The sequence below is a fragment of the Rickettsia endosymbiont of Urophora cardui genome (assembly GCF_964030725.1).
Lineage (GTDB): Bacteria > Pseudomonadota > Alphaproteobacteria > Rickettsiales > Rickettsiaceae > Rickettsia.
This window is the reverse complement of record NZ_CAXIPY010000006.1, coordinates 176,433-199,114: the sequence shown is the minus strand read 5'-3', so window position 1 is coordinate 199,114 and position 22,682 is coordinate 176,433. Positions and strand designations below refer to the sequence as shown.

Sequence of the window (22,682 nt, the reverse complement as noted above, 5' to 3'; positions counted from 1 at the left end):
TCGTCATTGCGAGGAGATGCGTAGCATCGACGCGGCAATCTTAGGAATTTTATATTTCTTTCATGAGATTGCTTCGTTGCTACGCTCCTCGCAATGACGACTCCCGATCTATACTATAATCAAATTAAAACAATTATTCATATTAATCAAATTATTTTTATTCTCATTTGATTATTAAATAATTGATTGTTATAGTAAATTTAATTGTAATACTAATATTATTAATATGCAAAAACTTCTATCTTTAATAATTGTAGCTTTAGTACTTTATAATATAGCAAAGTTAAAAATCTCCTCTGATGATAATAATGCTACGATTATAGAACAAGCAAGTATAAATAACTCAGCTAATAACGAAAATCAAGTTAGTATTAATAACGATCCTCCTGTCTCTCTAAATGGCAATTTATTTGAACGAACAATTTCCAAAATAGTAATTAATGCTCTTAAAACTGAGGAAGGTAAAGCATTCTTCGAAAATATTTTGCAGCCATTAAATAAACCTATAGATACTAAAGATTATACTATTCCTGTACATAAAGATTTAATAACCTCTCTGTTTAAAATTAATACAATTGGTACTGGGAACGTTGGTCCTGCTTCTTGTGGTCATGTAGTTACAGTATTTTATCAAATATCAGATATGAGTAATAATTTAATCTCAGAAGATACTAAAACTTTTACCATAGGTTCGGGTGCTGTAATGCTTGGTCTTGATAACGTAATAGTAGGAATGAATGTAGGGCAAGCAAGAGAGGCTATTATTCCTGCTAAATATGCTGCTAGTGTTGGTGCTAATAATGATAATGCCGATAGTGCATATAGAGTTAATGTAATGCTCAAATCTATATTGCCACAAAATTTTATTAACAGTAATGAAGTTAAAATTTATGATAATGAAATAGCTTATCGTATTCCTTTATTATGTGGTGAAAAGATAGCTTTTAATGCTAAAATTACTCGCCTTGCAAATGGTGAAGTGTTATACGACTCAAAAGCTAAAGGGCAAAAAGTCGATATGAAAATCGGTGATATTACCTATCCTTTAATTTTTTCTTATGCTTTGCAAGGTAAAGTACCGGTAGGTACTCGAACTGTTATTGCAAAAGGACAGACTTTTAAGGCCTTGGGCTCTAATATAAATAAGATAATTTCACAGGAATCATTACCTTTAAATGAATATCTAATGCTTGAAATTAATGATTTTAAATAATAAATATGAAACAACGTAAAATATCTGATATTAAGAAACAAAAAAATTATATTTTATTATCTGTGCTTGTCATTATGATAATTATTGTATATCTTGTAGCTTTAATAAAATTTGCAGGGTAAATTTTATAATTATTAAAGATATGAAATTTAATCCCTGTTGGGTTAAATTCCCCGTGGCTTGCCACGATTATTTGAATCAAAGCAGGACGGTCCGCAGGAAATTTTGCCGTAAATACCCCGTAGGCTTGCCTCGGGGATAGGCAAATTTAGTTCTGCGAATTTATTTAATATGTGAGACCGTTAAAAATTTTGTAAACAAAAATTTGTTTTAAACTTTATGTAAGCTGGGAGTTTAATATGCAAACGAATCAAAAGAATAAAAATATTATTATATTGGCAAGTTTAATATTTTTATTAATAGCAGGGATAAGTCTTTTTATTTCAGCAAATAAAAATTCTAATAATAATGAAGAGATACTAGAAATAAAAATAGTTATAAAGGATCATAAATTTGTTCCAGACATAGTAGAAGTGCCAAAATCTACTAAAATAAGATTAGTTATTCATAATGAAGATGATACTGTAGAAGAATTTGAAAGTCATGATTTACATCGAGAAAAAATCGTGATGCCACATGATTCTATAAAAATTATACTTGCTCCTTTAAAGCCGGGAAAATATGATTTTTTTGGAGATTTTCACCAAGATATAGCACAAGGTTTTTTAATTGTTAAGGATTAGGTAAAAATATGTTTAAAATTGCTTTAATAGTATTTCGTGAATGTTTAGAAATATCTTTGTTAGTTGGTATAATACTTGCAGTAACAAAGCATATAGAAAAATCACGTATTTATATTATTGCTGGTGGAATGCTTGGGGTAGTATCCGCTTCAATTTTTGCCTTTTTTACTCGTAAGTTATCTTTATCTTTCGGCGGCATGGGGGACGAATTATTTGACTCCGGAATTATGATATTGATCACTATTTTACTTAGCTGGACAATAATATGGATGCAAGGCTATGGGACGAAAGTAAAGCAGCATATAAACAATATCTCAACAAAAATCCATGAAGGTAATTCCAGCTATTTAATGTTGGTTTTTTTAGTCGCTAGCACTATATTGCGAGAAGGTGCAGAAATTATTATTTTGGTATATAGTATTTCTTCAGTTGAAACTATAACAAGTAGTAACTATATACAGGGCTTAATCATAGGTGCTACAAGCGGCTTTCTACTTGGTCTAATAATATATTTTGGTTTAATTAAAATAGCCAATCAAAAATATATTTTTAAAATTTCTACTATATTATTAATGTTGATCGCAGGTGGTTTTGCAGCGAGTGCAGCAGGAATTTTAACCTCATCTGGTTTAGTTATGTTTTTATCTGATCAAGTTTGGGATAGCTCTTGGTTAGTAGCAGATAGAAGTATGATAGGTAAAATTTTACATATTGTTACTGGTTATATTGCAAGACCTAATGGTTTACAAGTGCTTGCTTACTTTACCACTATATTATTAATAAATATTTTCATACAAGTGCGACTAAGATACTCTAAAAATATCTTAGCACCATTACCAAAAGAAAATACACAACAAATAAGTTAAGAAATATCAAAATATGTTTAAACTTTTATCAGAAATTGGTCCAGTAGTAGCATTCTTCGCAGGATTTTTTTATGGTGGCGGCATACAAAGTGCTACCCTTTATATGCTTATTACTTCTGTTATTTGTATTACCCTTTGTTATATTATAGATAAAAAAGTGTCGAAGCTTTCCATTATTTCTACAGCTGTATTACTTGTTTCAGGTATTATAACTTTAATTAGTGGTGATTCGATGTATATAAAAATCAAACCGACTATATTATATGTTATGTTTGGAATAATTTTCCTTACAAGCGGTATTAAGAAAAATCCTTTTATTAAATATGCTTTAGAAAGTATAATCCGCCTCAAAGAAGAAAGTTGGATTACTTTAAGCTACAGAACAGCAACTTTTTTCTTTTTCATGGCTATAGTTAACGAAATAGTTTGGCGTAATTTCCCAGATGAAACATGGGTTAAGTTTAAAGTATTCGGCGTAGTGCCGATTACTTTTGTATTCATTTTACTTCAATTGCCTCTACTATTGAAAAATAAGTTACCCGATAGTAAAATATAGTTATATATACCGCAAATACTTCAAAAGGTGGTAAGTCAAATAAGCGGTGAGTCTGCGGAACGTAGATAAACTACTGAGCAAATATGAATCCCGAAATTTGGCTTGCCAAATCTTGAAGTATTAAAGGTATACTTGTCTACCAACTTTTCATTTATTAATAATACTATGTTAAGAATTTTAGTTTTTATAGCTCTAGTCTTTAATCTTTCAGGTTGTTTACCGGCTATTTTTACCGCAGCAACTACTACTGGTATTGTTGCTTCAAAAGATCAGCCAATATCTGGAACATTAAATGATTCAAGAATTTCAGCCGGTATTAAAGCTGATTTAGTAAAAAATAATTTTAAAGAATTAGGTGCTAAAATCAAAGTTGAGGTATCTGAAGGAAGAGTGCTCTTAACAGGAAACATTCAGAAAGAAGAAGATGCGTTGAAAGCAGTAGAGATTGCTTGGAATCAAAAAGGCGTAACTGAAGTAATTAATGAGTTAAAGGTAAGTAAAAACAGCAATCATTTTGATTTAGCACAATATACTAGAGATAGTATGATAACAGCACAGATTAAAGCTAAGAATCTAGTCAGAAAGGATATTAAATTTGCTAATTATACTGTTTTAACAGTAGATAACGTGGTTTATTTATTCGGGGTTGCAAGGTCAGAAGAAGAGCTAGCAAACTTTGCTGATCTTGCCTCAAAAATAAAAGGTGTTGAAAAAGTTGTGTGTTATGCTAAAATAGCAGATCATTTTAATAGTAACACTGAGGGTGATGAATCATAAATTTGTTTTACTAATTTTATTAATCTTTTATTGTTTTTTCTTAAGTGGTTGTAATAATTCAAAAAAGCTACCATGTTCTCGTAAGCATTCACATAAAGAACTATCAAAAGACGATCCCCATAATTTAGTTTATAAAGGGTATTATAAGGTGGGTAGCCAATATAAAATAAAGGGGAAAACTTATAAACCTAATGCTCCAAAAAGCTTTACTGAAACAGGCTATGCTTCTTGGTATGGTGGAGGCGGCGACAAGTTCCATGGTAAAAAAACTGCTAATGGGGATATGTTTAATAAGAATTTATTAACAGCTGCTCACAAAACTCTTCCTCTTCCATGTTTAGTTAAAGTAACTAACAAAGCTAATAATAAATCAGTAATTTTAATGGTTAATGACCGTGGACCTTTTAAGCCAAACCGCATAATAGATGTATCTGCAAAAGCAGCCGAAGTTTTAGCTTTTAAAAAGCAAGGTTTAGCTAAAGTAAAAATAGAATATTTACATGCTGAAACCGAAAAGTTTTTGAAGAATATTAAAGTGAATAAATCCTTAAATAAAACCTTGGCTAAAAGTTCTAAAAACCCTTCTTCTACTAAGGTAGCAAACAATAAATGTAGTATCAACTGTCATATAAAACTAGTGAATTTAAAATATAAGCTAGCCGTAAATTAGATTATTTATTGCGTGACATCAGAATCATGAGCCTAAAAAAATAATAAAGTGCAGAGATTAGCTAAATTCATCAGTAATGCCGGAGTTTGTTCTAGACGAGATGCCGAAAAACTAATTCTTGACGGGCAAGTAAAAGTAGACGGCATGACAGTTACGTCGCCCGCTACAAATGTTAATATTGACAATCAAATTGAGGTATCAGGTTCATTAATTACCTCTTCTCAAAAATCAAGGCTATGGATTTACTACAAGCCTGTTGGTTTAATTACCACCCATAAAGATCCGCTATCCCGTAAAATCGTATTCGAACAATTAACAGGTTTACCTCGGGTAATTTCAATAGGTAGGTTAGATTTAAATAGTGAAGGTTTATTATTACTAACCAATAATGGTGATTTAGCTCGGCAGTTTGAGTTACCTTCAAGTAAGTTAAAACGAGTATATCATGTTAGAGCTTATGGAAATCCTGATCTTCTATTAAAAAGTAATTATAACAACTTAGAAATTGACGGAATATTTTATAATCCGCAATCAATAAAGTTGCTTAGGAAAAACTCCACTAACTCATGGCTTGAAGTCATTTTGTTTGAAGGCAAAAATCGGGAAATTAGAAGAATATTCGAGCATTTTGGATTAAAAGTTAATAAGCTAATTAGAACTGAGTATGGTGATTTTAAACTTGATAATCTTAAGCCGAATGAATACCGAGAAGTAACTAAAAAATTATATAAGTGTTAAAAATAATATCAGGTAAATTTCAAAATCAGAAAATACCTATTGCTAAAAATATTAAATATCGTCCCTCTACTGGTAAACTTAAGGAAGCAATATTTAGCATATTAACTTCCGGTGAGTTTATAGGTGATAAATTATTCAATGAAAATATTAAAGTACTAGATTTATTCGCTGGTAGCGGTAGTCTAGCTTTTGAGAGTCTATCAAGAGGAGCAGGCTTTGCTACTTTAATTGATATTGATCTATATTCATTAAAAATAGCCGAAGAATTTGCTAAAACATTAAATATTCATAATAAAGTTAATCTCGTTAATATTAATGCCTTAAATCTGCCAAAAGCAAACACAGCTTTTGATCTCGTCTTCGTTGACCCCCCTTATCATAATAAAATAGTGACGAAAGTAATGAAGCTGCTTATAAAGAATAACTGGCTCAATGCAGACGCTATAATAGTCGTTGAAATGGCTAAAACAGATGATTATGTTTTAGATGAAAATATTGAAATTATACGTGAAAAACTATATGGTAATACTAAATTATTGGTTTTGAAATATATCCATTATCTAGTTTCTTGATTAGTATTATTGCGGCTCTGTCTCATCAATTGTGTAAATTTCGTGGACCATTAAATTCTACCATCAAATTTGATCATAAAATGAGCCATAGCTTCATTCCAATTGGGGATAGGCATGGCTTTGTTGCATAAATAAGATTTGTAGAGCAAGAGTGGTGATAATCTGGTAAGATGTCCTGAATTAAAAATAATCCAGATTATATGAGATCTCGGAAGAAAGCCCCTTTTAGTAAATCACGCAAGTATTCTAAATATAAAATAACGAATTGGTCAGAATATAATAATTTTTTACGCAATAGGGGTCGCATAGATTTTATGATTGCCAGTGATTTGGCGATTGGCTGGTATGCTGATTACAGAGAGGAAATGAAACGAGGAAGACCTAGACGCTATAGTGATCACGCTATATTACAGTGTTTGAAGATCAGATGCTTATTCGGTCTTAAGTTACGCCAAACCCAAGGCTTTATAAACTGGCTCTTTGAAATATCGGGTTTATCTATTAGATGTCCAGACTATACAACATTAAGTAAGCGTATGAAGTCATTAGATCTTAGGTATTTACATGGAAATCAAGATAAAGAATTTAGTTGTATTTCAATGGATAGTACAGGGATACAAGCCTACACAGGGAACGAATGGCTAGAAAATAAGCATGGTAAGCAATATAAGCGTCGCATATGGAAAAAGCTACATATCGTTATAGAAGATCAAGGTATGATACTTGCCGATAGTACCACAGAGCATACTATAGATGATAGATCACAGATTGGACTACTAATAGCTAATGTCAGAGCCAAGGATTTTCTGGGAGATCGAGGGTATGACGGTGAATCTACATATCAATTGTTGAGAAAGAAGAAGATAAAACCAGTTATTAGACCCCCAAACTCTTCAGTAAAAGTTCAATCGCTTAGGGATAAAACTGAGAGAGATGCAGCTGTTATATATCAACAAAACAAAGGATACCAAGCATGGAGGGTAAAGAATAATTATGGTAGAAGGGAGCGTGTAGAGAACACGTTTTTTCGATTTAAAACTTCTTTTGGTAGTAAGTTTCTATCAAGACATGATCAAAATATGGGCTCTGTCTCATCAATTGTGTAAATTTCGTGAACCATTAAATTCTACCATCAAATTTGATCATAAAATGAGCCATAGCTTCATTCCAATTGGGGATAGGCATAGACCATTTTTTGGTAATATAATCAATTGTCAGATATAAAACCTTAAATAGTCCCTCCGCCAAAACTCTAAAAAATATCACTTGTGTCACTAATTTCCAAAAATAGTGCGATTTTAGAGCAAATTACTCTAATTTTGAGGGCTGATTTTAAATTTTTGTATTAAAAACCACACTATTTCCCAAAATGCATTCATTTTTTTATTGTCATTTTTTTGTATTTCCATAAGCTTTTGATATAAAACCTTTCATTTTCTTATGGATTTTACTATGCATTTTTGCCTTAAAACCCTATTGCCTATAAGGCTTTTAGAGTTTTGGCGGACGGACTAAATACTGCGTCATCATTTGGAAAGATGCGTTTATTCTTAGTAACTTTTCTCAATTGGCTATTCAGCGATTCTATCGCATTTGTAGTGTAAATAATCTTACGAATCTCCTTTGGATATTGCAAGAAAATTATCAAATTATCCCAATTATTATACCAAGATTTAGCTATATGCGGATATTGCTTACTCCATTTTTGATCAAATGACTCAAGAGCTAATTCTGCTTCTTTTTCAGTAGCAGAAGTATAGATTAGTTTCAAATCCGCTGCTAATTGCTTTCTATCTTTATATGATACATATTTGAGGCTATTCCTGATCTGATGGACAATACAAATTTGATGTTCAGTTTTCGGATATACTGATGCAATAGCATCAGACATACCAGTTAGATTATCACTACAAGCAATTAAGATATCTTTTACTCCTCGATTCTTCATTTCAGTAAAATTACCGAGCCAAAATTTAGCTCCTTCATTCTCACTTATCCATAAGCCTAAAATATCCTTTCTGCCAGATAAATCTATTCCTAAAGCTACATATACTGATTTATTAATAATAAGTTTATCTTGTCTTACTTTCACTACTAAACAGTCAAAATATACTATAGGGTATACTGATTCAAGAGGTCTACTCTGCCAAATCTTGACCTCATCTATTACTTCATCTGTAATCCTGCTGATTAGGCTCTCACTGATCTCAGCTCCATATAATTCTTGCAATTGTGTTTTAATATCAGACACACTCATACCCTTCGCATATAAGGATATTATCTTTTGGTCTAAGCCATCTATTCTTGTTTGTTTCTTTGAGACTATTATAGGTTCAAATTTACCTTGTCTGTCTCTTGGAACATTTAGCTCTATAGTACCATTCTCACTAATCAGATTCTTACTAAAACTACCATTCCTCGCATTCTCAGTTTCAGCTCTATCATACTTGCTATAACCTAAATGTTCTGACATCTCAGCATGCAGTGCTCGCTCTAAAATACCCTTGGTTAATTCCTTAATTAATCCATTCTGACTTAGTACTGTTTTTAAATCTACTCCACCTTCTATCAGCAAATCTATTGCTTCATTTATTTTTTTATTCTTCTCTATTTGCATTTCTGTTACCTATATTTTTAATTACTTCTAATATAGGCTCAACAAAAATTTACACAATCATTGCAAAAGACTCAAAATATGACAAAAGAAATGTCTATTAAATGCCACTTATTAAACAAAATGTTTGAAATTGGTAAACCTATCTCTGTGCCTGTTGGCTAGGCTAGCATTGCGGGGTTAGGGGCAGTATATTCAAAAGCTTATTTATGCAACAAAGCCATTCTGACTTAGTACTGTTTTTAAATCTACTCCGCCTTCTATCAGCAAATCTATTGCTTCATTTATTTTTTTATTCTTCTCTATTTGCATTTCTGTTACCTATATTTTTAATTACTTCTAATATAGGCTCAACAAAAATTTACACAATCATTGCAAAAGACTCGAAATATTGATAATTGATGATATATCATATGTACCATATAATCGTGAAGAAACTGATGTTTTATTTACCTTATTAGCTGAACGTTATGAAATGCGTAGTGTATTAATTACTAGCAATTTAGTTTTTGCAAAATGGAATACTATTTTTAAAGATGAAATGACTACGTCAGCAGTTATTGACAGATTGGTTCACCATTCTTCAATTCTTGAACTCAATACTGAAAGTTATAGAATCGCTACAGCTAAAGGCAAAAAATTAACTATAAAATCGGAGGATAATAATGTAACACTTTAGACAATATTTTTTACTCAAAAATGGGTAATTTTAATATTCGTCATGGGTAATTCTAATGTTCATTCATCAGAGACAGAGCCGTTTCGATAATTGAGCGTTTGCGTAATAATATTTTTTCAAATAATGGCATAAGTTTATTCTTCATTTTCTTCTTTATGCCAGTTACTAACTTGATTCCTTTGCTGTATAGATCATCAAAGAGCTCCTGTTTGATATAACCCTTATCGCCAAACAATAATCCCGTGATATGTTTGGTGATTATCGAAACCGGCGCTCTATCATCTACATTACCAGGCGTTAGTTTTAGACCTTGAATCTCACCTTTTTCATTAATAACCAAATGTAATTTTAGACCAAAAAACCAACTTTTTGTTGTTTTACCCAAAGCAGCAATACCGGCAAAGACTTGATTACGAGAGATTCTTTTTCGATGACAAACCCCTCAAGATGTGGCGTCAATATAAGAAATTCCCGTAGATTGAGCTGCCTGCATATACCATTCAAGTAATAAAACTAAATAACTCAGAACTCTTGGTTTTAGAGCTATAAAACGAGTATATGATGGAAGAGTTACAAAGTCTGATTTATATAATTGTAGATAGGACATATAAAAATATTTAAAGTTTTTACAAGGTGATTGATGGTATAAAAGCACTATTGTTATAGCTAACGCGGAAAGGTTTTTACCATAGTTTTTGTATTTACTCACATATTCACCAGATCTAAATCCTATTAAACATTGCTGGACTAACTTTAAAAACTGTTTACGTAAAATTATTGATCAATGCCTAAGTTTTTCCTAATCTGTGGTAGAAACATTTCCGTGTTAGCTATAACAGCTCAGAATAGCTTATTTCAGGCTTTCTTGTAGGGTTTTTATGAATTAATGGTAGAAATGATTTATTAATCCACTGCTCGCTAATTTTACAAAAATCATCGACAAAACAAAATAATGCAGTAATATCTTTCTTCATGGGGATACTCTTGTTTTTTTGCTAAAAATTATATAGAGTATCTTCTATCCCTTGTAAATACTTACTTCCAAACCTAGATTAATCCAGAATTCAGGTTATGAGTATGATTGCTGGGCTGTGTGTCAAAGATATGATTGCCCCGATAATATTTGATGGAACATGTAATAAGAACATTTTTGAAACTTATGTACAAGAGATATTGATCAAGGAATTAAAGCCTAGTCAGATAGTCGTAATGGATAATATTAATTTTCATAAAAGTACAAAAGTGAAAACGTTAATTGAATCTGTTGGTTGCAGTATTTTATTTTTACCAACTTATTCTCCTGATTTAAATCCTATTGAGCATTACTGGTTTAAAATCAAGAATGAAATTAGGAAAGTTGCAGGAAATTTTGAAACATTCTATGATGCTGTTTACTATGTTCTTAAAAAAGTCACTACCTTATCGCATTAAGCTATAGCCAATATACCAGTTATGACCACATAAATATTCTCAAGGAGCATGATATCCAAATTTCAATGAATGGCAAAGGTAGAAGTATTGATAATATAGTAATAGAAAGGGTTTTTAGAACTTTAAAATATAATTGTATCTTTATTAATGATTTTAACAATGTTAAAGAGTTAAAAGATGGGATTGATCATTATCTGAATAAATATAATTATCACAGATTTCATTCAAGTATTGGTTATAAAAAGCCTATGAATGTATATCTGAATTATATGCAAAATTATCAGCAAATTGCTGCCTGATAATCGAAAAATTAGGAAAACATACTACTCATTTTTTTGTCTTGATTTTTCATGTATGGACCTCCTGTAGAATGCAAGAAAAAAATAACATCAATAATAAAAACAAACAAATGCAGTCATGTATCCGGCTTATAGCTGATAAATCAACCTAATTTATTCTACAGCCCTGATGGAATTCGCTGGCTTACAAACTATATACTTATCAGTCCATCGGCTTCTAAAAGAGCCACTGAAAAACGCAGTTTTTTTGTAAGCTAAGGTTTGTCTTATTTACCATCAATATTAATTATCTCAAGCATATTTCGGGTTGGAATCTCTTACATATTGTTTTGCTTTTACCTATTCATTATATAAATCACCATTTATTTTACTTATAAGTGCTATGCTACACACTCTTTAGCTACAAACTTTACTCTCTACATAATCATCTCCTGATCTTAGTACAGCAAACACCACTCTTGCCAACTTATTAGCTATGGCAACTGTCGTTTTATTATGGCTACTTCGCTCAGATAAATTAAACATCCATTTCGTAAATTGGCTAAAATCTTTTTTAGATTTCTGTTCTTCCGATGTAAATCTTATCTTGGCATTTAGTACAGCTCTAGCCCCTTGAATTAATAAAGTGCGTAAGTATACATCACCTCGCTTGCTAATTCCCAGCAGCTTATCCTTCCCACCACTTGAATGTTGTCTTGGCACTAATCCTAGCCATGCCGATAATTGCCTGCCATTCTCAAAACTTGTAGCATTACCTATTGATGCTATTAAAGCAGTAGCAGTAATTAAACCAAGACCAGGTATAGCTCTTAATCGTTGATATTGAGTTAGGTTACTTGCTATCATTGTTAATCGTTTTTCTATCTCTTTTATTTTTCTGTTATTATCTAAGAATTCTTCTTTTAGTTCACTAAATGTTTGATAACTTAACTGGCTTAATTTCCCTGCATCTAAAATCTCAATTAATTTTGTGATAACCTTATTAATGCCTTGAGGAACAATAAAACCAAACTCATGTAGTAGCCCCCTAATTTCATTAGCAAGTGCTGTACGATTTTTTACCAATCTCTCTCTTACCCTATGTATTGATAAAATTTCTTGTTGCTCTATAGTTTTAATTGCAACAAATCTCATATTAGGTCTTGTCACGGCTTCACATATCGCTTCAGCATCTGCTTGATCATTTTTATTAGTTTTAACATATGGTTTGACAAATTGCGGTGCCATTAGTTTTACTTCATGCCCTAATTTAGTTATTTCTCTTGCCCAATAACTAGAACCACCACAAGCTTCCATCCCTACTAAACATTGTGGTAAATTAGCCATAAATGTCAAAACCTGATCTCTCATCAATTTTTTCTTTAATACTGTCTTGCCATTTTTATCTACACCATGAATTTGAAAAATTCTTTTTGCAATATCTATACCAATTGTAGTAACCTCCATATGGACCTCCTTAATTGTTGTTTTAATATGTTAAATATTAACCCTAGAAGATTAGCAACTGCTTTTCATTCTCTATATCAGGAGGTCCATACCATTAGTCCACTATCATCAGTAACTCAACATGAAAAGATGTATCATAACTGTATATTATTTAGTAGATAATTTTTGTAAAATATATGAAGAATGGATAGAACACCGTCTATTATCAACAAATCAGCAAAGGCATAGAATAGGAAAATTAAGTCTTGCAGAATTGATGACAATAGTCATATATTTTTATCTATCGCCTTGCAAGGACTTTAAAAACTATTATTTATACTACTTACCGCATAAATATAAGGGTTACTTTAATTTACCATGTTATAGTAGAATAGTACAATTATGGCCAAGGTTAATATTGCCATTGTCAATAATGTTGCAATTACTACGAGGTGAAGATACAGGAATATATTTTATTGATTCAACAAAACTATCTATTTGTCATGCTAAGCGCACTTCTAGTAATAGAGTTTTTGGTAAAATTGCCAAAGTTGGGATGAGTAGTTATGGTTGGTTTATGGGATTTAATCTCTCAGGGTTTAATTCCCCGAAGCTCTGCTTCGTGATATCATAAGAAACAACTAAAACTTTTTTAGATACCTCGTAGCTCTGCTGCGAGGAGCATCATTTAATCATAAAGCAGAGATTATAGCTGTTAAAATAACAAAAGCAAATAGAGCTGATTTATCTGTTCTTGAATCTATAACTCAGAAGATAACAGGTAAGGTATTTGGTGATAAAGCATATATTTGTAAAGAGTTATGGTTTAAACTCTATTCTAGAAATTTAAGAATGATAACTAATATTCGCAAGGATATGAAGAATTATTTACTAGAATTAGAAGATAAAGCTATGTTACGTAAACGATCATTAATTGAATCAGTATTTAATATACTAAAAAATAGAATGAACCTAGAGCATACAAGGCATAGATCTCCTGTTAATTTCTTGGTGCATATTCTAGCTTGTGTTACTTCTTATGCTATCACTAAATCTCGTATAAAACTTGATGCTTTAGCTCCAGAACAACTTCTCTTATCCTAAATTGGCGTTATGAGTAAATATGAGTGAATTATTAACTAAAAAAATCTCAGCTTTTATCATTACTAAAAATGAAGCTGCAAGGATAGAACGGGCTATAAATAGCGTAAAAAATATTGCTGATGAGGTGATAGTTGTAGATAGCGAAAGTACTGATGAGACTGTAGCAATCGCTGAAAGCTTAGGAGCTAAGGTAGTAGTAAAGCCATGGCTTGGTTATGTAGGGCAGAAATCTTTTGCTGAAACTATATGTAAAAATGATTGGATTCTTAATATTGATGCTGATGAAGAACTTTCTAAAGAGTTGCAAGACGAAATAGAATATATCTTTGCCTCTCAAAATCAAGATCGTTATTTGGCTTATCAGATAAAGCTTTTAATAATGCATCGTAATGATACACGCCCTAGAATTTTTGCCCCTTATAATAAATGCACTAGGCTATATAATAAAAAAACTGCTAGTTTTGCAAATACTATAAATAGCACCACTCATGATTCGGTAGTATTTAATAAGGAGGTTGATTTTGCAAATAAAATCTATACATTAAATGAAGCTGCTTATCACTATTCAGGTACTTCGATCGAGCAGCTAGTAGCTAAAGCAAATTTTTATTCCGGTGCACAAGCAAAAGATTTAATTAAGCAAGGTAAAAACCCATCAAATATTCGGATAGCAACCGAAATGATATGGTGGTTTTTCAAAGCATTTTTTATTAGAAGATATTTTGTGTTCGGCTTTGATGGTTTTGTAGATTCAATGATTTTTGCTTTTGCAAGATTTTTACGGCTTGCGAAGTTGAGAGAGTCAAAAAACGTCATTGCGAGGAGCGAAGCGACGAAGCAATCTCATGAAGCATCTTGAGATTGCACACGTACAAAACTTGCAGTTTCTCCTCACAATGACAATTTAGAAAATAAAAAAGTAATTAGTCCGTCCGCCAAAACTCTAAAAGCCTTATAGGCAATAGGGTTTTAAGGCAAAAATGCATAGTAAAATCCATAAGAAAATGAAAGGTTTTATATCAAAAGCTTATGGAAATACAAAAAAATGACAATAAAAAAATGAATGCATTTTGGGAAATAGTGTGGTTTTTAATACAAAAATTTAAAATCAGCCCTCAAAATTAGAGTAATTTGCTCTAAAATCGCACTATTTTTGGAAATTAGTGACACAAGTGATATTTTTTAGAGTTTTGGCGGAGGGACTAATTATGAAAGAAAATTTTAACGTTAGTAAAATGATGCTCCTCGCAGCAGAGCTACGAGGTATCTAAAAAAGTTTTAGTTGTTTCTTATGATATCACGAAGCAGAGCTTCGGGGAATTAAACCCTGAGAGATTAATTTTCGCTAAAAAGTCTATCCGCCAAAAACACTTCAAATCCTGATCATTTGTAATGGGATAGAGTTTTGACAACAAATTGCTAAGATTTTCAATAAAAATTAATAAGTTATGTTAATTTTTACTGATACATTTCTGTGTTGGTCTAATTTTGATATGGAGCTATTGTTAACGATTTTTTATCGTTCATCTAGTTTTTGCATGATGATATTTTTGATTTATGTGGAGTTAGACACGATTTGTAAATGATTTGCAATGCATCGTAAATTCAAACCAATAGCAGAGATTATTGGATTGATAATATCTCCTATCATACCTTTCAAGAAGTTTCTACCCATCCGACCATATTGCTTTAAGTGACCTATTATTGGTTCTATGGCACTGCGTCTCTTGATCATAGACTTGTCCTCTTGTAACAACTTCTTCCGCGTTTTTGGGGTATATACCTTACTCTTCTCCTTTACATTGCTACCACTATACCCAAGATCAACAAATGATTTCTTTATCTTGATTCCAGTGACACTCTCTACTGCTTCAAAGCTCTGATGCAATGTATGACCATCATAAGGATTATTATGAAACGATTTTGCGGATAAAACAAAATTTCTACGACCACTTACTACTACCGCTACTTTATTGCCAAACTCATATGGCTTGTTGCGTTTTCCCTTTCCTATACACTCTACTTCAGGGGCATGAAAACTATATAATACTTTGTTATCTTCTTTATATTGCTTTTTAGCTTCTCTTTTTAAAACAGATTGGTTATGTATTTGTTTTATTTTTTGCAATACTTCTTGATTTTTGAGAGACAAGTTTAATTGCTTATTTTTGATCTCACGCTCACATACTCTAATCAAACGACCCAGTAATATTTTTAAATGCTTCATTATTTTCCAACGCTTCTTGGCTTTACTATGTTCTTTATATTTCCATAGCTTTACTATATCGCGTTTATAGGTTCTAGCGTATGTTTCATTCAAATGTATACCCAAACTGTTGCAAAGCTTTACTATGCTAAGCCTAGCTTTATCCATTAAATAAACATCGTGTGGGTGTTTGATATTCTTAATTTGTACAGTCGTATCAGCGATGATTAATTCCAAATCTTTTTTTTTAATTGTGTTAGTTTTTATCCCAACCCTGATCAACTCCGATAATATCTCATTATATCCAGCTTCACCTAATACACTACGAAACCGTCGTATACTAGTTTCCGAGATAGCTATGCCTTTTTCTATATATTCCCACCCGCAGAAATACTGCCAATACATATTCTCTTTTAGCTCTTCCTCTGATAATGAATCTGAAAAATTATACATTGCTTGTAGCATCGTTATGCCAAGCATCACTCTATGACATTTTCTATTTCTACCAAATTTCTTAATACAAACATTTTTTGATAACCACTCTTCGAGCCTAGACCAATTTATTAATTCTCTTAATTTATATAGCTTATTATTTGGGTTTAATTCTTCTTTTAATTTATAACCAAACAGTTTCCCTTGTTCTTGCGATTTGATAATGTTGTCTATTGGCATTGACTGAAATCCATAAGGTTTATGACCATATTTTATCATTTTCTTACGGATTGTTGTATTACTTCTTGTCTTAAAACCATATTATCTATAAGGCTTGTAGAGTTTTGGCGGACGGACTAAAAAATAGCTCAAAATTGAAAATCAATTAGAAATGTTCACAGAACCTAGCGAATTATATCATTTATAAAAAATTACCAATCTAGTTTATCGCTACACTTTTCTATTGGTTCTTTTCGTCCTTCAACTTAGGTTTATGTATACCCCTAATAAATGAAGAGTTGGGTATACGAAGATCAACTTGGAAAAGAGCAAGGAGTATATAAGTCAAGGAGCGGAGCGTACAAATAGTACGTGAGCACCACAGATCTTATAAGACGACGTAGCCAATTTTTCAAGTTCATCGAGTATACTTATGTTTTCCTATTAAAAACCTAATTAGCTTTAATAGCATCGCTACTTAAAATAAATTTCTTTATCTTCTCAAAAGCAGTATTTTCAATTTGTCTAATACGTTCTTTAGAAATATTATATTCACTACTTAAAACATCAAGAGTTTTAGGAGTATCTTGCAATTTACGCTCTGTTAAAATACGTAACTCTCTGGCATTTAAAACTGTCATAGCACTGGATAATAAAGCTCTCTTATGAGTCATATCTTCTTTACTAATGGCTATAGCTTCAGGGTTTGGGCGTGTTTCAGGCAGTAATTCTATCAACTCGCCTGAACTTGCATCATCATTATTTATAGTATTGTTTAACGATAAATCAGAACCGGAAAGCCTTATATTCATATCAGAAACTTCACTAACTGAAACGCCTAATTCATCAGCGATTTGGACAAAATCATCGCTTGTAATAGCTCTTGAATATAAATTAGTAATTTTATTTTTAATTTTACTAAGGCTAAAAAATAATTTTTTTTGTGCAGCAGTCGTACCCATCTTTACTAATGACCAGGATTTTAATATATATTCTTGAATAGCTGCTTTAATCCACCACATAGCATAAGTTGATAAACGAAAACCAAGCTCAGGATTGAATTTTTTCACTGCTTGCATTAAACCTATATTACCTTCCGATACTAATTCGGTAACAGGAAGACCATAAGTTCTATAACCAGTTGCAATTTTTGCAACTAACTTAAGATGGCTAGTTACTAGCTTATGTGCAGCTTGCAGATCATTCTGCTCTAAATAAGATTTAGCCAGCAAAAATTCTTCTTCTTGCGTTAGCGAAGGAATTTTATTAATTTTCTGTAAGTAGCTATAAAAGCCAGATTCACTAGAGATTGCTAATGCATTAATATTACTAGTCATTACTAACCTTACTAATTAATTTTCTTTATAATATCATATATATGTTCTAAAATAAACTATTTCTAGAGTATTTTTAAATAAAATCAAATAATGTCTAAAAAATCTAATAAAAGCTTAGCGTTTTCCTTGCTAGGACTAATAGTTAGTATGGTACTACTTAGCTTTGCTGCCGTACCGCTTTATAACTTATTTTGTAAAGTTACGGGATATGGCGGCACGACTAATAGAGAAACAGTAAGTATCTACTCTAAAGTCAAAGGAACTAGACCTATAATTATTGAGTTTGATGCTAATGTCGATAAAAATTTACCTTGGCGTTTTATTCCAAGGCAGCAGCGAGTCCAGATTGTTCCAGGACAAAATACTCTAGTTTTTTATGAAACAGAAAATTTAAGTAATAACGATATTATAGGAACTTCAATTTATAACGTTACTCCTAATAAAGCAGGAAAATATTTTGTTAAGATTCATTGTTTTTGTTTCGAAGAACAATTATTAAAAGCCAGTGAGAAAATTTTAATGCCAGTCACGTTTTATATAGATAAGGATTTCGAAAACGATCCTGAAATGAGAGATGTAAAAGTACTTACCTTGTCTTATAGCTTCTTTAAAGTACGAGATGTGAAAAAATAAGGAATTATCAAACTGAAGTTTTGACAAAAAATTTTTAAAATGATGCTCCTCGCAGCAGAGCTACGAGGTATCTAAAAAAGTTTTAGTTGTTTCTTATGATATCACGAAGCAGAGCTTCGGGGAATTAAACCCTGAGAGATTAAAAATTGATTATATCTGGCTTAATTAATTATAGAACTTTCCTATTAATAATAAGTTTATCTTGTCTTACTTTCACTACTAAACAGTCAAAATATACTATAGGGTATACTGATTCAAGAGGTCTACTCTGCCAAATCTTGACCTCATCTATTACTTCATCTGTAATCCTGCTGATTAGGCTCTCACTGATCTCAGCTCCATATAATTCTTGCAATTGTGTTTTAATATCAGACACACTCATACCCTTCGCATATAAGGATATTATCTTTTGGTCTAAGCCATCTATTCTTGTTTGTTTCTTTGAGACTATTATAGGTTCAAATTTACCTTGTCTGTCTCTTGGAACATTTAGCTCTATAGTACCCATTCTCACTAATCAGATTCTTACTAAAACTACCATTCCTCGCATTCTCAGTTTCAGCTCTATCATACTTGCTATAACCTAAATGTTCTGACATCTCAGCATGCAGTGCTCGCTCTAAAATACCCTTGGTTAATTCCTTAATTAATCCATTCTGACTTAGTACTGTTTTTAAATCTACTCCGCCTTTTATCAGCAAATCTATTGCTTCATTTATTTTTTTATTCTTCTCTATTTGCATTTCTGTTACCTATATTTTTAATTACTTCTAATATAGGCTCAACAAAAATTTACACAATCATTGCAAAAGACTCGAATTAGCTCTTGAGTCATTTGATCAAAAATGGAGTAAGCAATATCCGCATATAGCTAAATCTTGGTATAATAATTGGGATAATTTGATAATTTTCTTGCAATATCCAAAGGAGATTCGTAAGATTATTTACACTACAAATGCGATAGAATCGCTGAATAGCCAATTGAGAAAAGTTACTAAGAATAAACGCATCTTTCCAAATGATGACGCAGTATTTAAGGTTTTATATCTGACAATTGATTATATTACCAAAAAATGGTCTATGCCTATCCCCAGTTGGAATGAAGCTATGGCTCATTTTATGATCAAATTTGATGGTAGAATTTAATGGTTCACGAAATTTACACAATTGATGAGACAGAGCCGCAAATCTATTGCTTCATTTATTTTTTTATTCTTCTCTATTTGCATTTCTGTTACCTATATTTTTAATTACTTCTAATATAGGCTCAACAAAAATTTACACAATCATTGCAAAAGACTCAAAACTTCTTTTGGTAGTAAGTTTCTATCAAGACATGATCAAAATATGACAAAAGAAATGTCTATTAAATGCCACTTATTAAACAAAATGTTTGAAATTGGTAAACCTATCTCTGTGCCTGTTGGCTAGGCTAGCATTGCGGGGTTAGGGGCAGTATATTCAAAAGCTTATTTATGCAACAAAGCCAAGCCGCTTCGCATCTCCTCGTAATTACAAAAAGACTATCCATGTTTAATTTTAGCTTGTGCGGCGGCGATTCGTGCGATTGGAATACGATAAGGGGAGCAGGAAACATAATCCAAATTCATTCTGTGAAAAAATTCTATAGAAGCAGGATGTCCAGCATGTTCGCCACAAGCACCAAGCTTTAAGCTAGGGTGGCTGCTTTTTCCTCGTTTTATGGCAATCTCAATTAATTCTCCTACTCCTTCTTCATCTAGCGTAATAAATGGATCGGACTCGAAGATTCTTTCTTCTAAGTAATAAGGTAAGAAAGAGGCTATATCATCTCTGGAAATTCCATATGTAGTTTGGGTTAAATCATTAGTACCGAAGCTAAAATAATCAACTTCCTCAGCTATCTTTTTACTGTTAAGTGCTGCTCTTGGTAACTCAATCATTGTACCTAAACTAAAAGAAAATTTATACTCATAACGCTCTTCTAGCTCATGGATCATTTCATAAATATCACCTTTAAGCTTCTTGATTTCGTTAACATTACTAATTAAAGGAATCATTAATTCTAATTTACATTCAATATTTTCTTCTTTATGGAGCTCAAAAATAGCTGTAAAGATTGCTTCAACTTGCATCTGATAAATTTCTGGTGAGCAGATACCAAGCCTACAACCACGATGACCAAGCATAGGATTTACCTCATGCATAGCGTGCAGACGTTGATTAATCATCGATAATGGCAAATTTAAATTACTTACTAGATTTTTCTTATCTTCCTCAGTTGTAGGTAAAAACTCATGCAATGGTGGATCAAGTAATCTAATATTTACCGGTTTATCGCCCATCACTCTAAATAAAGCCTTAAAGTCTTGTGTTTGAAGAGGTAGTAATTTCTGCACTGCAAGCTTTCTTCTATCTATATCAGGAGCAATAATCATTTCCCGTACTAGAGGAATTTTGTTTTTATCAAAGAACATATGTTCACTACGACATAAACCGATGCCTTTAGCACCAAATTTTACTGATACTAAAGCATCACTTACTGTTTCGGCATTGGTGCGAATTTTTAGTTTACTTGTCTCATCTGCCCATTCTAAAATTAGTTTTGATTCTTCACTAAAAGTAGGTTGAATTAATGGCACTGCGCCTAAAAAAACTTTACCTGTGCCACCGTCAATCGTGATAATATCACCTTGTTTAAGTATCAGATCGCCAGCTGTTAATGTTTGTTTTTTCTCATCTATTACTAAATTATTAGTTCCGCAAACGCAGGGCTTGCCCATACCTCTTGCTACAACTGCAGCGTGTGAAGTCATACCGCCTCGTATTGTTAAAATACCTGAGGAAACATGCATGCCATTAATATCTTCGGGGCTAGTATCGTGCCTCACTAAAATCACTTTATGGTGATGTGATAGTTTTTCAGCATCATAAGGTGAAAATACGATAATACCAGTTGCGGCTCCTGGGGAGGCAGGTAATCCATCTGCAATAGATGTAAGACCTTTGCTATAATCTATACGAGTGTGCAATAATTGGTTTAACGACTCAGGATCGATTCGCATTAAAGCCTGTTCTTTAGAAATCAGTTTTTCTTCCACCATTTGTACAGCAATTTTTATAGCAGCAATGGCAGTTCTTTTAGCTGTACGAGTTTGTAGTATATAAAGCTTGCTGTTTTCTATAGTAAACTCTATATCTTGCATATCTAGATAATGCTTTTCTAATGTTTCAGAAATTTTTGATAATTCATCAAACACTTTCGGCATTGTTGCTTTCATGGAATTTGAATCATCAGAAATAATAGGCCAAGGTGTTCTAGTGCCTGATACTATATCTTCGCCTTGAGCATTTATCAAAAATTCACCAAAAAGCTTTTTTTCACCTGTAGAGGGTGATCTAGTAAAAATAACTCCTGTTGCTGAAGTTTTACTTAAATTACCAAAAACCATAGATTGGATATTTATAGCCGTGCCAAAGCTTTCGGAAATATTATTGATTTTTCTATATATGACTGCTCTGTTACTCATCCAAGAATTAAGTACCGCTTTAATTGCCGATTCTAACTGTTCGTAAGGATCAGTTATTAACTTTTCTGCATATTTTACATGTAATTTTTTAAAGTCTTCAATGATTTTTTCTAATAGTTCTGGCGTAACATCGCTATCTCTATAAATATCGGCTTGAATCTTATGTCTTTCATAAATTTGTTCAAATAAATCACTGGGTATGGATAAAACAGTTGCTCCATACATTTCTAGAAATCTTTTATAGCTATCAAAGGCAAATCTTTTGTCCTTGCATACTTCTCCAAGAGCTGCACAAACTTCATCGTTCATTCCAAGGTTAAGTATGGTGTCCATCATACCAGGCATTGAAACAATAGAGCCTGATCTTACCGATAATAATAAAGGATTTTTGGTGCTTCCAAAAACTTTGCCAGTGGTGGCTTCAAGTTTTTCTACTGCTGTTTTTAACTCATCTCTAAAATTTTGAGGAAAGCTATTATCATGAGTATAAAAATAGTTACAAAGTTCAGTAGTGATAGTAAAGCCGTCAGGTATAGGTAATTTTAAGTTAGACATTTCAGCAAGCCCAGCCCCTTTATTACCAAGTATATCTTTCATACTAGTGTTTCCATCGCTACCGTTACTACCAAAATAGTAAATTAATTTTTTCATATATATAT

General features: G+C 32.0%; 17 protein-coding genes and 8 pseudogenes. 16 read left to right on the top strand and 9 right to left on the bottom strand.

What is annotated here, in order from left to right; all coding sequences use genetic code 11:
* The first annotated feature begins 226 nt into the window (after window positions 1-226).
* The 9 genes from AAHI98_RS08635 (at window position 227) to AAHI98_RS08595 (ending at window position 7,241) form a co-directional block, all read left to right on the top strand.
* Complete coding sequence (locus AAHI98_RS08635) at window positions 227-1,213, top strand: FKBP-type peptidyl-prolyl cis-trans isomerase (RefSeq protein ID WP_342225651.1); 987 nt, start codon at window positions 227-229, stop codon at window positions 1,211-1,213.
* A gap of 359 nt (window positions 1,214-1,572) precedes the next feature.
* Window positions 1,573-1,956 (top strand): cupredoxin domain-containing protein, encoded by a 384-nt coding sequence (locus tag AAHI98_RS08630; protein ID WP_342225650.1) that lies wholly within the window; start codon window positions 1,573-1,575, stop codon window positions 1,954-1,956.
* Between the two features lie 8 nt (window positions 1,957-1,964).
* Window positions 1,965-2,822 (top strand): FTR1 family iron permease, encoded by an 858-nt coding sequence (locus AAHI98_RS08625; protein ID WP_342225649.1) that lies wholly within the window; start codon window positions 1,965-1,967, stop codon window positions 2,820-2,822.
* Between the two features lie 13 nt (window positions 2,823-2,835).
* A complete protein-coding gene (locus AAHI98_RS08620; RefSeq protein ID WP_342225648.1) occupies window positions 2,836-3,378 on the top strand; it encodes a septation protein A in 543 nt (180 codons plus the stop codon).
* A 165-nt stretch (window positions 3,379-3,543) separates the two neighbouring features.
* Window positions 3,544-4,155, top strand: coding sequence for a BON domain-containing protein (locus AAHI98_RS08615; protein WP_342225647.1), 612 nt, complete (start codon window positions 3,544-3,546; stop codon window positions 4,153-4,155).
* A complete protein-coding gene (locus AAHI98_RS08610) occupies window positions 4,145-4,825 on the top strand; it encodes a septal ring lytic transglycosylase RlpA family protein (RefSeq protein ID WP_342225646.1) in 681 nt (226 codons plus the stop codon). The genes AAHI98_RS08615 and AAHI98_RS08610 overlap by 11 nt, the downstream gene beginning before the upstream one ends.
* A gap of 48 nt (window positions 4,826-4,873) precedes the next feature.
* Window positions 4,874-5,563, top strand: coding sequence for a pseudouridine synthase (locus AAHI98_RS08605; RefSeq protein ID WP_342225645.1), 690 nt, complete (start codon window positions 4,874-4,876; stop codon window positions 5,561-5,563).
* Window positions 5,557-6,135, top strand: a complete 579-nt coding sequence (gene rsmD / locus AAHI98_RS08600; RefSeq protein ID WP_342225644.1) for a 16S rRNA (guanine(966)-N(2))-methyltransferase RsmD — start codon at window positions 5,557-5,559, stop codon at window positions 6,133-6,135. Before AAHI98_RS08605 ends, rsmD begins: the two co-directional genes overlap by 7 nt.
* A gap of 200 nt (window positions 6,136-6,335) precedes the next feature.
* On the top strand, window positions 6,336-7,241 hold the full coding sequence (locus AAHI98_RS08595; RefSeq protein WP_342225643.1) for an IS5 family transposase: 906 nt from the start codon (window positions 6,336-6,338) through the stop codon (window positions 7,239-7,241).
* A 13-nt stretch (window positions 7,242-7,254) separates the two neighbouring features.
* On the opposite strand, the gene AAHI98_RS08590 is transcribed toward AAHI98_RS08595, so the two are convergent.
* Together AAHI98_RS08590 and AAHI98_RS08585 are read right to left on the bottom strand one after the other, a co-directional pair.
* Window positions 7,255-7,383 carry a hypothetical protein gene (locus AAHI98_RS08590; protein WP_342225642.1) on the bottom strand — a complete coding sequence of 43 codons (129 nt, stop codon included), beginning with the start codon at window positions 7,381-7,383 and terminating at the stop codon, window positions 7,255-7,257.
* Window positions 7,384-7,648: 265 nt separating this feature from the next.
* Window positions 7,649-8,752, bottom strand: a pseudogene (locus tag AAHI98_RS08585) (IS256 family transposase); the annotation flags it as partial.
* A gap of 361 nt (window positions 8,753-9,113) precedes the next feature.
* Between AAHI98_RS08585 and AAHI98_RS08580 the strand changes: the two are divergent.
* A pseudogene (locus AAHI98_RS08580) lies at window positions 9,114-9,428 on the top strand (ATP-binding protein); the annotation flags it as partial.
* 64 nt (window positions 9,429-9,492) lie between these two features.
* Here AAHI98_RS08580 and AAHI98_RS08575 read toward each other — a convergent pair.
* Window positions 9,493-10,092, bottom strand: a pseudogene (locus tag AAHI98_RS08575) (IS982 family transposase); the annotation flags it as partial.
* Between the two features lie 169 nt (window positions 10,093-10,261).
* Window positions 10,262-10,402, bottom strand: a pseudogene (locus tag AAHI98_RS08570) (IS982 family transposase); the annotation flags it as partial.
* Window positions 10,403-10,499: 97 nt separating this feature from the next.
* Here AAHI98_RS08570 and AAHI98_RS08565 point away from each other — a divergent pair.
* Window positions 10,500-10,859 (top strand): annotated as a pseudogene (locus AAHI98_RS08565) (transposase); the annotation flags it as partial.
* A complete protein-coding gene (locus AAHI98_RS08560) occupies window positions 10,850-11,158 on the top strand; it encodes an integrase core domain-containing protein (RefSeq protein WP_342226145.1) in 309 nt (102 codons plus the stop codon). The pseudogene AAHI98_RS08565 and the gene AAHI98_RS08560, both read left to right, overlap by 10 nt.
* 396 nt (window positions 11,159-11,554) lie before the next feature.
* Here AAHI98_RS08560 and AAHI98_RS08555 read toward each other — a convergent pair whose 3' ends face one another.
* Window positions 11,555-12,604, bottom strand: coding sequence for an IS110 family RNA-guided transposase (locus tag AAHI98_RS08555; RefSeq protein WP_342224642.1), 1,050 nt, complete (start codon window positions 12,602-12,604; stop codon window positions 11,555-11,557).
* A 121-nt stretch (window positions 12,605-12,725) separates the two neighbouring features.
* Between AAHI98_RS08555 and AAHI98_RS18625 the strand changes: the two are divergent.
* Both AAHI98_RS18625 and AAHI98_RS08540 read left to right on the top strand, forming a co-directional pair.
* A pseudogene (locus AAHI98_RS18625) lies at window positions 12,726-13,687 on the top strand (transposase).
* Between the two features lie 19 nt (window positions 13,688-13,706).
* Window positions 13,707-14,546: a glycosyltransferase family 2 protein gene (locus tag AAHI98_RS08540; RefSeq protein WP_342225638.1), complete on the top strand. Its 840-nt coding sequence runs from the start codon at window positions 13,707-13,709 to the stop codon at window positions 14,544-14,546.
* 696 nt (window positions 14,547-15,242) lie between these two features.
* Here AAHI98_RS08540 and AAHI98_RS08535 read toward each other — a convergent pair.
* Window positions 15,243-16,604, bottom strand: coding sequence for an IS5 family transposase (locus AAHI98_RS08535; protein WP_342225637.1), 1,362 nt, complete (start codon window positions 16,602-16,604; stop codon window positions 15,243-15,245).
* A gap of 392 nt (window positions 16,605-16,996) precedes the next feature.
* Window positions 16,997-17,881 (bottom strand): RNA polymerase sigma factor RpoH, encoded by an 885-nt coding sequence (gene rpoH, locus AAHI98_RS08525; RefSeq protein WP_342225636.1) that lies wholly within the window; start codon window positions 17,879-17,881, stop codon window positions 16,997-16,999.
* Window positions 17,882-17,971: 90 nt separating this feature from the next.
* Between rpoH and AAHI98_RS08520 the strand changes: the two genes are divergently transcribed.
* On the top strand, window positions 17,972-18,514 hold the full coding sequence (locus AAHI98_RS08520; protein ID WP_342225635.1) for a cytochrome c oxidase assembly protein: 543 nt from the start codon (window positions 17,972-17,974) through the stop codon (window positions 18,512-18,514).
* A gap of 175 nt (window positions 18,515-18,689) precedes the next feature.
* On the opposite strand, the pseudogene AAHI98_RS18620 reads toward AAHI98_RS08520, so the two are convergent.
* Window positions 18,690-19,251 (bottom strand): annotated as a pseudogene (locus AAHI98_RS18620) (IS256 family transposase); the annotation flags it as partial.
* An 82-nt stretch (window positions 19,252-19,333) separates the two neighbouring features.
* Between AAHI98_RS18620 and AAHI98_RS08505 the strand changes: the two are divergent.
* A pseudogene (locus AAHI98_RS08505) lies at window positions 19,334-19,660 on the top strand (transposase); the annotation flags it as partial.
* Between the two features lie 377 nt (window positions 19,661-20,037).
* On the opposite strand, the gene ppdK reads toward AAHI98_RS08505, so the two are convergent.
* On the bottom strand, window positions 20,038-22,674 hold the full coding sequence (gene ppdK / locus AAHI98_RS08500; RefSeq protein ID WP_342225633.1) for a pyruvate, phosphate dikinase: 2,637 nt from the start codon (window positions 22,672-22,674) through the stop codon (window positions 20,038-20,040).
* Window positions 22,675-22,682: the final 8 nt, after the last annotated feature.